Here is a 13160-nt window from a genome sequence, read left to right on the forward strand (position 1 = left end):
CCTGGCAAAAATTCTTCGCCTGAATTGTCGCGCGCGTCCGTTGAAGACCTTGAAAAGCGGGTCTTGAGGACGCGCCGGCGCCTGTCGCAAGCAGCCAGGCCGGAGCGCGATCGTGCGCGGCTGCCCCGGCAAGAACTGCCGGCTCGGCAATTGTTCACCACTTTCGATACCGCTTTTTTCACGTCGTTATTTTTCAAGTCGCTGATTTCACAGCGAAATGCCATCTGGCACGGTGATTGCGACACATCTCCACGAAAACGCGGCCCAGGGCGGACCGGCCGCCGGGTCAATGTGGAGAGAATGGTATGGGTATCTTCGACGCGATGAACACCTCGGTGAGCGGCCTGTCCGCTCAATCATTCGCGCTGCAGAACATTTCCGGTAACATCGCGAACGCCTCGACCACCGGCTACAAGGGCATCGGCACCAGCTTCGAAGACCTCATTCCGAACGCCACCAACCCGACCCGGCAGAACGCCGGCGGCGTCACCGCCTTCGCCAAGGCGACCATCACCACCCAGGGCACGGTCTCGACCTCCTCGGTCGCCACCAACATGGCGATCAACGGCGACGGCTTCTTCAACGTGCAGAAGGCCTCGTCGGTGGTCGACAACGTGCCGGTCTTCACCGGCGTCACGAACTACACGCGCCGCGGTGACTTCCAGCTCAACGCCAACGGCAACCTGATCAACGGCGCCGGCTACTACCTGATGGGCGTCGCGGTCGACGCCAAGACCGGCAACGCCACCGGCAACGTGCCGACCGTGCTGCAGTTCGCCAACAACTTCGTTCCGGCGCAGGCGACCACCGCGATCCAATACGCCGCCAACCTGCCGACGCAGCCGAAGACGGCCGCCAGCGGCAATGCGGCCACGGGCACGCTGGTCGCGGCCGGCGGCCTCAATTCGGCTGACCTGTCGAACGTGCCGCTGCCGGTCGGTACCAATTTCTACTATGACAAGACTGTGACTGGCGCCACGGCTCAGAACAAGGTCCCGGCGCAGATCACGACCTCGACACTGTTGAGCGGTGCGAGCGGCGACTCGATCTCGAGCAACTTCACCGCTGGCGACACCATCACGCTCACCGGCAGCGCTGGCGACGTCGTCACCTTCACCTTCGTCGCCTCCGGTGCGTCGGGCACCCAGATCAATGTCGGCGACTCCGTCGGCACGCTGCTCGCCAAGATCGGCGCCGTGACCGGCGTGCAGCCAACCATCACCTCCGGCCAGATCACGTTGCATTCCGGCAGCGGCGAGGACTGGAGCCTCAGCAGTGCGTCCGCGGGATTCACTGCACTCGGCTTGACATCACCGGTCGCGCTGACTCGCAACTCCAGCGCGGGCACTGGGATCGTGATCGGAAACGACCTCACCAACTTCAATAACGAGACGATCTCGGGCGGCGCTGTGACGACCTACAACTCGTCGGGCACACCGGTGAACGTCCAGTTGCGCTGGGGCAAGACCGACAGCTCGACCCTCGGTACGGGCCACAAGGATACCTGGAACCTGTTCTATCAGACCAACTCCAGCGCCACCGGCTCGACGGTCGCCTGGCAGAACGTCGGCACCAACTTTACATTCGCCTCCGACGGCTCGCTGATCTCGCCGACGACCTCCAACATCTCGATTCCCAACGTCGTGGTCGACGGCACCACGCTCGGCACGGTCAGCCTCAACATCTCCTCGGGCGCGTTGACGCAATATGCCAGCACGATCGGCTCGGCGACGATCAACCAGATCTCGCAGAACGGCTTCGCCGCCGGTCAGCTGCAGTCGGTTGCCGTCAACAACAGCGGCATCGTCACCGGCACCTTCTCCAACGGCCAGACCATCAATCTGGCGCAGGTGACGCTGTCGCACTTCAACGGCACCAACTACCTGAAGGCGCTCGACGGTGGTGCCTATGAGGCGACCGATCAGTCCGGCCAGGCGATCATCGGTGCAACCGGCAAGATCTCGGGCGGCTCGCTCGAGGGCTCGAACACCGATATCGCCGACGAGTTCACCAAGCTGATCGTGACCCAGCAGGCCTATTCGGCCAACACCAAGGTGATCACGACGGCCAATTCGATGGTGCAGGATCTTCTGAACGTGCTGCGCTAAACGCGCAGCCACGTGGCAGTTGAATTGACATAAGGCAAACGAACATGGGTTTGAGTTCAGCCCTCGCCACCGCGATGTCCGGCCTGCGCTCGACGCAGGCGGCGCTCTCGATCATCTCGTCGAACGTCGCCAACGCCAACACGCCCGGCTACGTCGCGCAGAATCCGAACCAAATCGAGGTCGCCTCCGGCGGCTTCGGCTCGACGGTGATGACGACCGGCGTCAACCGTCAGCTCGACCTGTTCGTGCAGAACCAGCTCCGCACCGAGACATCGGGCGGAGCTTACGCCAATCAGATGGCCAACATCCTGACCCAGCTGCAGAGCGTCTACGGCACGCCCGGCGGCAGCGGCACCCTGGAGACGGCGCTCAACAATTTCACGACGGCGCTGCAGTCGCTGTCGAACAATCCGAGCAACCAGTCGGCGCAATCCGTCGCACTGTCGGCGGCGCAGGGGCTGGCGCAGCAGCTCAACGCCACCACCAAGGGCATCCAGACGCTGCGTACCAATGTCGAGCAGGACATCGGCAACTCGGCGACGCAGGCGAATGCGGCGATCAAGCAGATCGGCACGTTGAACATGCAGCTGCAGGGGCTCAGCCCCTCCGATCCGCTGTCGGCGACGTTGCAGGACCAGCGCGACAACGCCATCGACACGCTCTCAAAATATGTCGACATCCGCGTCGTCCCGGACGCGACCAACGGCATCAGCGTGTTCACCAATTCGGGCATCCAACTGGTCGGCGCCGGGCTGACCTCGGAGTTCACCTTCTCCTCGCCGGGCACGTTGGATGCCACCTCGCTCTACAACAGCAATCCAACCAAGACCGGCGTCGGCCAGCTCAACATCAAGCTGTCCAACGGCGTGTCGCTCGACGTCGTCGCCAACAATCTGCTCAACTCCGGCCAGATCGCGGCCGACCTGAAGCTGCGCGACCAAACCCTGGTGCAGGCGCAGACCCAGGCCGACCAGCTCGCTGCGACGATGTCCTCGGCGCTGTCGGACAAGACGACGGCAGGCACCGCCGTGACCGGCCCGCCGGCGGGTTTCGACGTCTCGACCACGGGCCTGCTCGCCGGCAACACCATCAATCTGACCTACACGGATTCCAGCAACGTCCAGCGCCAGGTCAAGATCGTCAACGTCAACGATCCCGCCGCGCTGCCGCTGCAGAATGCGACCGGCGCCAACCCGTCCTATGTCGGCGTCGACTTCTCGCTCGGCATGGCCTCGGTGGTGACGCAGCTCAACAGCGCGCTCGGGTCGGCGCATCTGCAGTTCGCCAATCCCTCCGGCACGACGCTGCGCATCACCGATGACGGTACCAGCCAGGCGACCGTGAGGGCTGCCTCGTCGACCACGACGGTGCAGACACTGGCGAGCGGCAATGCGCAGCTGCCGCTGTTCACCGATGGCGGCGCGCTCTACACCGGCAAGATCACCTCGACCGGCATCCAGATGACCGGTCTCGCCGGGCGGCTCAACGTCAATCCGGCGCTGCTCAACGACGCCACCAAGCTGTCGACTTATTCGACCTCGCCGCAGACGCCGGCGGGCGACTCGACGCGGCCGGACTTCCTGTTCGCGCAGCTGACCTCGGCCAGCTTCAGCTACTCGCCGACGACGGGGCTCGGATCGGCCGCGCAGCCATTCCAGGGCACGGTGTCCGGCTATCTGCAGCAGTTCGTCAGCCAGCAGGGCAGCGCCGCCAACCTCGCGACGCAGCTCAACCAAGGCCAGAGCGTGGTCGTCAGCACGCTGAAGGAAAAGTTCCACGCCACCGCCGGGGTCAACATGGACAGCGAGATGTCCAACCTGATCCAGGTCCAGAACACCTATGCGGCCAACGCCCATATCATGTCGGTCGTGCAAAGCATGATGCAGAGCCTGCTCCAGGCCTATCAGTAAGGCGCGTGTAAGATGACGATCACCAGTGTCAACTACGGAACGTCTCTGCTCGGCCTGTCCGTGCGGAACATCTCCAACCAGCTCGCCGACCTCTCAACCCAGCTCTCGAGCGGCGTCAAGTCCAACCAATACGCCGGCATGGGCCCGGACGAGGGCTTTGCCATCGCGGCGCGGGCGCAGCTCGCGAACATCTCCTCGTTCACTTTGACGATGACCCACGTCAACACGGTGATCGGCGCGGTCAACACCTCGCTGCAGTCGCTGTCGAAGATCAACGGGCAAGTCCAGAGCGGCGCCTCGGCGACGCCGCAGAACCTGACCAGCACCGGCCAGACCACGGGGCAGCTCACGGCGCTGTCCAATTTGTCGGCGATCACCGGCATTCTCAATACCCAGGTCGGCGACCGCTTCATCTTCTCCGGCACCGCCACCGACCGGCCGGCGATCGCCTCGGCTGACGACATCCTCAACGGCACGGCCACGCAAGCCGGCCTGAAGCAGGTCATCGCCGAGCGGCAGCAGGCCGATCTCGGACTGAACGGTCTCGGTCGTCTCAATCTCTCGGCCTCGGCGACGATGCCGATCACGCTTTCGGAAGATGTCGCGGGGTCGCCCTTCGGCTTCAAGCTGAGCAATGTCAATTCGTCGCTGACCAATGCGACCGTGACCGGGCCGTCCGGCTCGCCGGCCGGCATCTCGGTCGATCTCACCGCCGGCAATCCCAACGCCGGCGACCAGATCAGCTTCACCTTCAAGCTGCCCGACGGCACCTCGGAAGCGATCAAGCTGACGGCCTCGACCACGACGCCGGCGCCTGCCAACACGTTTGCGATCGGCGCGACGCCGGCGGCGACCTCGGCCAATCTCAATGCGGCGCTGAATACGGCGCTCACGACGCTGGCCAACACCTCGCTGGTCGCGGCCTCCGCCGTGACGGCCGGCGACAACTTCTTCAACACCGCAAGCGCGGTGTCGGGCACCGCCGTCAACAACAAGGCTGCGACGCCGGCGCCAATCACAGGCGCGACGCTGCTGTCGGGCGGGACCAACTCCGACTCGATCTCGACCAACTTCACCGCCGGCGACACCCTGACGGTGAATGGGCAGACGCTGACCTTCGTCGCCTCCGGCGCCGTCGGCAACAATCAGATCAATGTCGGCGATAGCGTACAGACGCTGCTTTCGAAGATCGACACGCTGAGCGGCACGTCGAAGGCCTCCACCGTCAGTGGCGGCGTGATCACTCTGCGGACCGATAACGCCGCGAGCTTCTCGGTGTCGAGTTCGAATGCCGGCGCGTTCGCGGCGTTGGGCTTTTCCGGCACGGTCACCGCGCCGACGCCGCCGCTGCGTGTGTCCGGTTCACCGCTTGCGTCGGCGACCAGCCTCGTCAACGGTTCGGCCAATACGGTCAACTGGTACACCGGCAACAGCGGCCCGGGCTCGGCGCGATCCAGCGCGACGATCCGCATCGACACCGCGCAGAGCATCCAGTTCGGCGCCCAGGGCAACGAGTTCGCGATCCGCAACCTCGTGCAGCAGACTGCGGTCTATGCCGCCGTCAACACGCCGCCGGCGGGCGCCAATGCGGGGCAGCAGATCGGCGCGCTCAGCCAGCGCATCGCCGCCAACCTGACGCCGCAGCTCGGCCAGCAGACGATCTCGGATATCCAGACCGACTTCGCCAACGCCCAGACCACGATGAAGGACGCGACGGCGCGCCAGACCCAGGCGAAGGCGGCGATGCAGGCCATGGTCGACCAGACCGAGGGGATCTCGCAGCAGGAGGTCGCGAGCCAGATTCTGCAGCTCCAGACCAATCTGCAGGCGTCCTATCAGACCACCGCGATGCTCGCCCAGCTGACCCTGGTCAAATACCTGTAAAACAACGGGGGAGGCGGTGGTTAGGCTTTCGTTAACCACGTCTCTTTAGCTTTTGTTCAGATCTGGGGCGAGAGCCTCTTTGTCTGGAGGCTGACGTGAGTGACGTGACGGACGAGCGGATCCACCTGGTGGTCGCCACCCCGTGTTTCGGCGGACAGGTGTCGAGCATCTATGCGAGCTCGATCTTCGCCCTGCAGCGCGAGCTGCGCGCCACCTCCAATGTCGGCCTGACCGTCCACATGCGTGATGGCGATGCGCTGATCACCCGCGCGAGGGCGAACCTCGTCACGCTGTTCCTCAACGATCCCACGGCGACGCATCTCCTGTTCGTCGATGCCGATATCGGCTTCACGCCGAAGCAGGTGTTTCGCCTGATCGAGTCCGGCGGCGACATGGTCGCCGGCGTCTATCCGGTCAAGAAGGTCAATTGGACCAAGGCGCGCCGCGCCATCCAGTCCAACCGCATGGATGTTCCGGCGGCGTCGCTCGACTACGTGCTCGAGATCGACGATCCCGACCATGTCGCTGTCGTCAACGGCTTCACCCGGGTGCGCTATGCCGGCACCGGCTTCCTGATGATCCGCCGCCGCGTCATCGAGGCGATGATCGCGCATCCGGCCTACGCACCCTTGCAGTTCTTCCGCGAGCATTCGCACGATGCGCTGGCCGGCAGCCCCAATCGTTTCGCGCTGTTCGAATGCATGATCGACCCGGAGACCGGCACCTATCTCAGCGAGGATTTCGCGTTCTGCAAGCGCTGGACCGATCTCGGCGGCGAGATCTGGGCCGACCTCGACAGCCGGCTCGACCATGTCGGTCCCTCGGTGTTCCACGGCAACGTCGCCTCGCAATTCGCATCGGCCGTGAACGTCCCCACGGCCGCCGCCGACGCAGCGTGACGATCGCGCCATGACGCCGCCAGCAACCCGGCCGGAGCTTTCTACATCGTCCGCCGCCGATCGGCGCGGGCAGGGCACAGCAACCACGGGGCTCCGCGATCTCTTCGCCTTGCTCGGGGATCTCCTGATCGACGGTGGCGACACCCGTCTTTCGCTGGATCGTCCCTGGGGCCGCAACGCCTATGGCTGCGGGCCGTCGCCGGCGCCCGACCTTGTGTGCTTTTCGTCGAGCACGGCCTCGCCGATTTCCGAGCGTGCCTATGCCCGCGTCGAGCTGGCGCGCGAGCGATTGATGCATGCGGCGATCTCGCTTCCGCTCGACGAGGCGCTCGACCGCCGCACCGAGGAGATGCGCGGCGAGTTGCGCGGCCATCTGCGGCTCGCCGACGACATCGACATCATCTTCTCGCCGTCGGGCACCGATGCGCAGCTGCATGCGCTGGCGCTGGTCCGCGCGACGCTCGGCGACAACGTCACCAGCGTGATCGTCGGCAGCGATCAGACCGGCAGCGGCACCGCCGCCAGCGCACGCGGGCGCCATTTCAACGCGCGGACAGCGAGCGGCCTCGCCGTGACCAGGGAAGCGCCGATCGAGGGCCTCTCGGGTGATGCGGTGTTTCTGCCGCTGTTCGATGCTGCATCGATGCAACCGCGCAGCGACATTGACGGCGCGGTGCTCGAGACCGTCGAGGCGCTGATCCGCGGTGGGCGCAACGTCCTGCTGCAGGCGATGGATGCCTCCAAGCTCGGCTGGCGCGCGCCGGGACTGGCGTGCCTTGACGAGGTGGCGCGGCGCTGGCCGGGTCGCGTCCAGATCGTCGTCGATGCCTGCCAGATGCGCCTCGATCCGAACCGGCTGCGCGACCATCTCGATCGCGGCCATCTGGTTCTGATCTCCGGCTCGAAATTCTACGGCGGACCGGCCTTCAGCGGTGCGCTGCTGGTGTCGCGCGACGTGGCCGCGGCCGTCCGCTATGGTCATCCGATCGCGCCCGGCCTGTTCGGCTACGTCAATCGCAGCGACTGGCCGCTGGCCTGGACGGATCTGCGCGCATGCTCCGCGCCGCGCGCCAATATTGGGCAATGGCTGCGCTGGGAGGCCGCGCTCGAGGAGATCGCGGCCTATCACGCGGTGCCCGAGGTGTTCCGCCGCATGGCCATCCGGCAGCTCGGCGAGGCGATCGAAAGCCTGCTGATGCTGTCGCCTGTGCTGCGTCCGCTCGCAACGGGCTCGGCCGCAGAGCAGGCGACCAGCGAATTCGGCTTCCCCACGATCTTTCCGTTCGCGCTCCAGCGCGACGGCTGCCTGCTCGATCTCGGCGAGACCCAGGCGGTCTATCGCGCGCTTCAGCAGGATCTCAGCGACCGCTTCAGCGGGCGCGATGCCGCCGTGGCCGGCCGCGAGTGCCTGATCGGCCAGCCGGTGCGCATCGACCGCGACGGTGCGCCGCCGACGGCCGCGCTGCGGCTGTGCATCGGCGCGCGCGAGGTGACGGAGGCGTGGTGTGACGATGTCACCACCGCGCGCGTCAATCTCGAAGCCGACATCGACCGCATTGCCGACGTGGTCGCCAAAACAGAGCTGCTCGTCACGAATCTGAGCAGCCAGGATCTCAGGGATATCTGCCATGGCAACTGATTTGCTCGCTCTCGCCGAACCGGCCGGCGCAGACTGCGCCGAGCGCATCGGCATGGCCAAGATCGCCAAGGCCGCCTTCGACGGCCAGGATCTCAAGCCCCTATGGGCCGCGCTGCTCGGCAAGCTGCTCGACGGCACGGCGACGCCGGGCGAGGGGCTCGACCTTGCGCTGGTCGCCCAACTGATCGGCGAGAAGTCGTCCGGACTTGCGATCCAGCACGACGTGCTGCAGGCGCAGCAGTTCTATCGCGTGGCGGCCAGCACCCCGACGCCGCGGCTGCGCGTGCTCGCGCTGGCGGCGGCGACCGACATGGGCAGCAATACGCCGATCGAGTTCCTGCTCGAGGATAGCGATATCGAGCTGCTGATGCTCTACGTCGTCCCCGGCGCGGAGCTTCCGTCGCCGCTGCCGGCGCATGACATTGCCATCGTCATCGCCTCCGATTCCGAAGACTGCCAGCACGCGCTGCACGAGATCAATGCCGTCGCGGCGCGCTGGCCGCGTCCGTTGCTCAACCCGCCGCAGCGGATCTGGCATCTCGACCGCGACAAGCTGCATGCGCTGCTCGCCGGCATCGAGGGCCTGTCGATTCCCGCGACCGTTCCGGTCGATCGCGAGCGCCTGGTCGAGGTCGCGGACGAGCGCGAACTGATCGAGGACGTCGACGGCGCGCTCGGCTTTCCCGTCATCGTCCGGCCACGCGGCTCCCATGCCGGCGTCGGCCTCGAGAAGGTCGAGGAGCCGATCGAGCTCTCGCTTTATCTCGACGAGCGCGACGAGCAGGAGTTCTTCGTCTCGCGCTTCGTCGACTATGCCAGCGAGGACGGCCAGTTCCGCAAATATCGCATCGTGTTCGTCGACGGCGCGGCCTATGCCTGCCACATGGCGATCGCGAAGCGCTGGGACATCTGGTATCTCAACGCTGGCATGGCCGGCAGCGAAAGCAAGCGCCTCGAAGAGGCGACCTTCATGCAGACCTTCGACATCGGCTTCGGCCGCCGGCATCGCAGCGTGCTCGCGGCGATCGCCGAGCGCATCGGCCTCGACTATTTCATCATCGATTGTGCGGAAACCAAGGACGGCGCGCTGCTGGTGTTCGAGGCCGACAATACGGCCGTCGTGCACAACATGGATCCGCCGGATGTCTTCCCCTACAAGCCGCCGCAGATGCAGAAGATCTTCGCAGCCTTTGCCGACATGATCGCAAAGCGCGCCGCCTCGCGGGCGGAGCAGGCGGCGTGAGCGACGCTGCGCGCATCGAACCGTCGCTGCGGGAGATGGACACGCTCGATCCGCAGGACTGGAGCGAGTTGCGCGCGCAAGGTCATCGCATGCTCGATGACATGATCGACTACGTCGCCGGCATTCGCGACCGCCCGGTCTGGCAGCCGATGTCGCAGGAGACGCGGCAACGCTTTCGCAGTCGGCTGCCGCACGCGCCGACCGATCTCGGCGAGGTCTATCGCGATTTCAGCGAACTCGTCGTTCCCCACGCCACCGGCAACGTGCATCCCGGCTTCATGGGCTGGGTGCATGGCGGCGGAACAGTGGTCGGCATGCTCGCGGACATGCTGGCGGCCGGGCTGAATGCCAATCTCGGCGGCCGCGACCACGCGCCGATCGAGATCGAGCGCGAGGTCGTCGGCTGGACGCGACAGCTGTTCGGCTTCCCTGACAGTGCCAGCGGCATCTTCGTCACCGGCACCTCGATGGCCAATCTGATGGCGGTGCTGGTGGCGCGCCGTGCCGCGCTCGGCGCCTCCGTTCGCAGCGAGGGCCTTGGCGAGGTCGGTCTGCGCCTGCGCGCCTACACGTCCAAGGCCGCCCATGGCTGCATCGCCAAGGCGATGGACATCTGTGGCCTCGGCGGCGATGCGCTGCGCAGCATCGCGATCGACGCTTCGCACCGCATCGATGTCGCAGCACTTCGTGCCGCGATCAGGCAGGACCGTGCCGCGGGCCTGCATCCGTTTCTCGTCGTGGGCTCCGCCGGCACGGTGGATATCGGCGCAATCGACGATCTCGCCGAGTTGGCCGAACTCTGCCGCAGCGAGGGGCTGTGGTTCCATGTCGATGGCGCGTTCGGTGCGCTGGCCATGTTGTCGCCGGAGCTCGCGCCGAAGCTTGCCGGAATCGAGCGGGCGGATTCGATCGCGCTCGACTTCCACAAATGGGGGCAGGTGCCCTACGACGCAGGATTCCTGCTGGTGCGCGACGGCGCGCAGCATCGCGACGCCTTCGCCTCACCCGCGGCCTATCTGCGTCGCGAGACGCGCGGCCTCGCGGCCGGCGCGGAATGGCCGTGCGATCTCGGTCCCGATCTGTCGCGCGGCTTCCGGGCGCTCAAGACCTGGTTCACGCTGCGGACATACGGCACCGATCGGCTCGGACGCATGATCGCGCAGAGCTGCCGGCTGGCGCGATATCTCGAAACACGTGTGCGTGCCGAGCCTGAGCTGGAGCTGCTGGCTCCCGTCAATCTCAACATCGTCTGCTTCCGCTACCGCTGCACCGATGCCGATGCGATCAATGGCGCCGTTGTCGCGGACATCCACGAAGCCGGCATCGCCGCGCCGTCGACGACGACGCTGGATGGCCGCGTGGCGATCCGCGCCGCGATCGTCAACCATCGGACACAGGCGGATGACATCGACCGGATGATTGCAGCGGTCCTGATGTTCGGCCGCCAGCGTGCGGCTGGCCTCGCGCCATTGATCGAATTGGAGGCGCCGCCGCTCGCGCCTTGATGGTAAACGCCTCTCACCACCTCAGGTCGATCGTCCCATCGTGAGATCACCTGAGACGACGGCGTCAACCTTTCCGAAGTTGGTTGACGCGTGGTGAAGACGCACGCCCGTGAATAAATCTGCGTGTGTTTTCAACGCGTGCGCTCATCGCATGCGACGTCGATACAACCGCGTGCGAGCCCGCTGGACGGATTGAACCGTGCCGGCGCCACAACCGCTTCAGCGTTTGTTAGCCACTGCCATTCACCGTGACGCCCGTTGCCCAAGACGCCAAGTCGATCTGGGCAGCAGCCTGATCTCGAAGGGATCGGGTTCTTGTTTCACACCAGAAGGGTATGAAAATGTCAGGTATCGTCCTCTCGGCGTCGGTGCGCCAGAATCTGCTGTCGCTCCAGTCGACGGCTCAGCTCCTCGCCACCACCCAGAATAATCTCTCCACGGGCAAGAAGGTCAATTCGGCACTCGACAATCCGACCAACTTCTTCACCGCCCAAGGCCTCGACAACCGCGCTTCCGACATCAACAATCTGCTCGATGGCATCGGCAACGGCGTGCAGGTTCTGCAGGCTGCCAACACCGGCATCACCTCGCTGCAGAAGCTCGTCGACAGCGCCAAGTCGATCGCCAACCAGGTGCTGCAGAGCGCCGTGGGCTATTCCACGAAGTCGAGCGTGACCTCGGCTGCTCTCACCGGCGCCACCGCCAGCAGCCTGTTGGGTGCCAGCACGACGGCTGTGACCGGCTCGGCCGTGCTGAACGACAACACGACTGCCGTGGCGATCACCAGCACCACCAAGCTGTCGGGCACCGCGGGCACCTCGTCGAACGACCTGGCCACCGGCATCACCTCGGGTGAAACGCTGGTCGTCAACGGCACGACCTTCAGCTTCGTCACCGGCACGTCCTCGACCGGCACCAGCATCGGCATCGGCGACACCGTGGGCAACCTGCTGTCGGCGATCCAGACGGCGACCGGCGTGACCTCGTCGATCACCGCGGGCGCGATCACCCTGACGCCTCCGGCGGCCGGATTGACGCTCTCGGGCAGCTCCGGCACCTTGGCCAAGCTCGGCCTCAGCACGGTCGGCGACGGCTTGTCGGGCCAGACACTGACGATCGCTGCCACAGGAGGTGGCACGGCCACCAGTATCACCTTCGGCCTAGGAACAGGGCAGGTGAACTCGTTGAACGATCTCAACTCGAAGCTCGCAGCGAACAACCTGCAGGCCTCGATCGACTCGTCGACCGGCAAAATCTCGATCACCACCACTAACGACGCGGCTTCGGCCACGATCGGTGCGATCGGTGGTTCGGCTGCTGGCTCCAGCCAGTCCTTCAACGGCCTGACCGCGGCGGCTCCGGTGGCTGATGCGACGGCGCAGACGCAGCGTGCGAACCTGGTCTCCCAGTACAACAACGTGCTGACGCAGATCAATCTCACCGCTTCGGACGCCTCGTTCAATGGCGTCAACCTGCTCAACGGCGACACGCTGAAGCTGACGTTCAACGAGAACGGCAAGTCGACGCTGTCGATCACCGGTGTGACCTTCAACACCGGCGGTCTCGGCCTGTCGACCCTGACCTCGGGCACCGACTTCCTCGACAACAACTCGGCGAACAAGGTGATCGGCCTGCTCACCACCGCGAGCTCCACGCTGCGGTCGGAAGCCTCGACGCTCGGTTCAAACCTGTCGGTGGTGCAGATCCGTCAGGACTTCAACAAGAACCTGATCAACGTGCTGCAGACCGGTTCGTCGAACCTGACGCTGGCCGACACCAACGAGGAAGCGGCCAACAGCCAGGCGCTGTCGACCCGCCAGTCGATCGCGGTGTCCGCGCTGTCGCTCGCCAACCAGTCGCAGGCCAGCGTGCTGCAGCTGCTCCGCTGATCCGGGGCATCGGCTCTCAACAAACAGAAGGCGGCGGGGAAACCCGCCGCTTTCGCGTTTTGGAGGGGCAGGGGACGACGTGA

The 13160-nt window shown here is 65.5% G+C and carries 8 protein-coding genes; all 8 read left to right on the top strand.

From position 1 onward, the window contains the following. Positions 1–305: 305 nt before the first annotated feature. A complete protein-coding gene (locus BRAD285_RS09500) occupies positions 306–2108 on the top strand; it encodes a flagellar hook-basal body complex protein (RefSeq protein ID WP_006609852.1) in 1803 nt (600 codons plus the stop codon). A gap of 44 nt (positions 2109–2152) precedes the next feature. Continuing rightward, positions 2153–4018, top strand: coding sequence for a flagellar hook-associated protein FlgK (flgK, locus tag BRAD285_RS09505; protein WP_006609853.1), 1866 nt, complete (start codon positions 2153–2155; stop codon positions 4016–4018). Positions 4019–4030: 12 nt separating this feature from the next. Then, complete coding sequence (locus BRAD285_RS09510) at positions 4031–5902, top strand: hypothetical protein (protein ID WP_006609854.1); 1872 nt, start codon at positions 4031–4033, stop codon at positions 5900–5902. 95 nt (positions 5903–5997) lie between these two features. Beyond that, positions 5998–6801 carry a hypothetical protein gene (locus tag BRAD285_RS09515; protein WP_006609855.1) on the top strand — a complete coding sequence of 268 codons (804 nt, stop codon included), beginning with the start codon at positions 5998–6000 and terminating at the stop codon, positions 6799–6801. A gap of 10 nt (positions 6802–6811) precedes the next feature. After that, entirely contained in the window at positions 6812–8440 is a 1629-nt protein-coding gene (locus BRAD285_RS09520) for a hypothetical protein (protein WP_006609856.1), read from the top strand. A 52-nt stretch (positions 8441–8492) separates the two neighbouring features. Next, positions 8493–9683: a RimK family alpha-L-glutamate ligase gene (locus BRAD285_RS09525; protein ID WP_006609857.1), complete on the top strand. Its 1191-nt coding sequence runs from the start codon at positions 8493–8495 to the stop codon at positions 9681–9683. Further along, positions 9680–11188 carry an aspartate aminotransferase family protein gene (locus tag BRAD285_RS09530; RefSeq protein WP_006609858.1) on the top strand — a complete coding sequence of 503 codons (1509 nt, stop codon included), beginning with the start codon at positions 9680–9682 and terminating at the stop codon, positions 11186–11188. Before BRAD285_RS09525 ends, BRAD285_RS09530 begins: the two co-directional genes overlap by 4 nt. A gap of 341 nt (positions 11189–11529) precedes the next feature. Further along, a complete protein-coding gene (locus tag BRAD285_RS09535; RefSeq protein WP_087877729.1) occupies positions 11530–13077 on the top strand; it encodes a flagellin in 1548 nt (515 codons plus the stop codon). The last annotated feature ends 83 nt before the right edge of the window (positions 13078–13160 follow it).

This window comes from Bradyrhizobium sp. ORS 285, assembly GCF_900176205.1.
In the GTDB taxonomy this organism is placed as follows: Bacteria; Pseudomonadota; Alphaproteobacteria; order Rhizobiales; family Xanthobacteraceae; genus Bradyrhizobium.

What these genes read in the sequence shown, in the direction of transcription:
- BRAD285_RS09525 (WP_006609857.1), top strand. Translation starts at nt 8,493, where the DNA reads ATGGCCAAGATCGCCAAGGCCGCCTTCGACGGCCAGGATCTCAAGCCC.
- BRAD285_RS09535 (WP_087877729.1), top strand. Translation starts at nt 11,530, where the DNA reads ATGTCAGGTATCGTCCTCTCGGCGTCGGTGCGCCAGAATCTGCTGTCG.
- BRAD285_RS09510 (WP_006609854.1), top strand. Translation starts at nt 4,031, where the DNA reads ATGACGATCACCAGTGTCAACTACGGAACGTCTCTGCTCGGCCTGTCC.
- flgK (WP_006609853.1), top strand. Translation starts at nt 2,153, where the DNA reads ATGGGTTTGAGTTCAGCCCTCGCCACCGCGATGTCCGGCCTGCGCTCG.
- BRAD285_RS09500 (WP_006609852.1), top strand. Translation starts at nt 306, where the DNA reads ATGGGTATCTTCGACGCGATGAACACCTCGGTGAGCGGCCTGTCCGCT.
- BRAD285_RS09520 (WP_006609856.1), top strand. Translation starts at nt 6,812, where the DNA reads ATGACGCCGCCAGCAACCCGGCCGGAGCTTTCTACATCGTCCGCCGCC.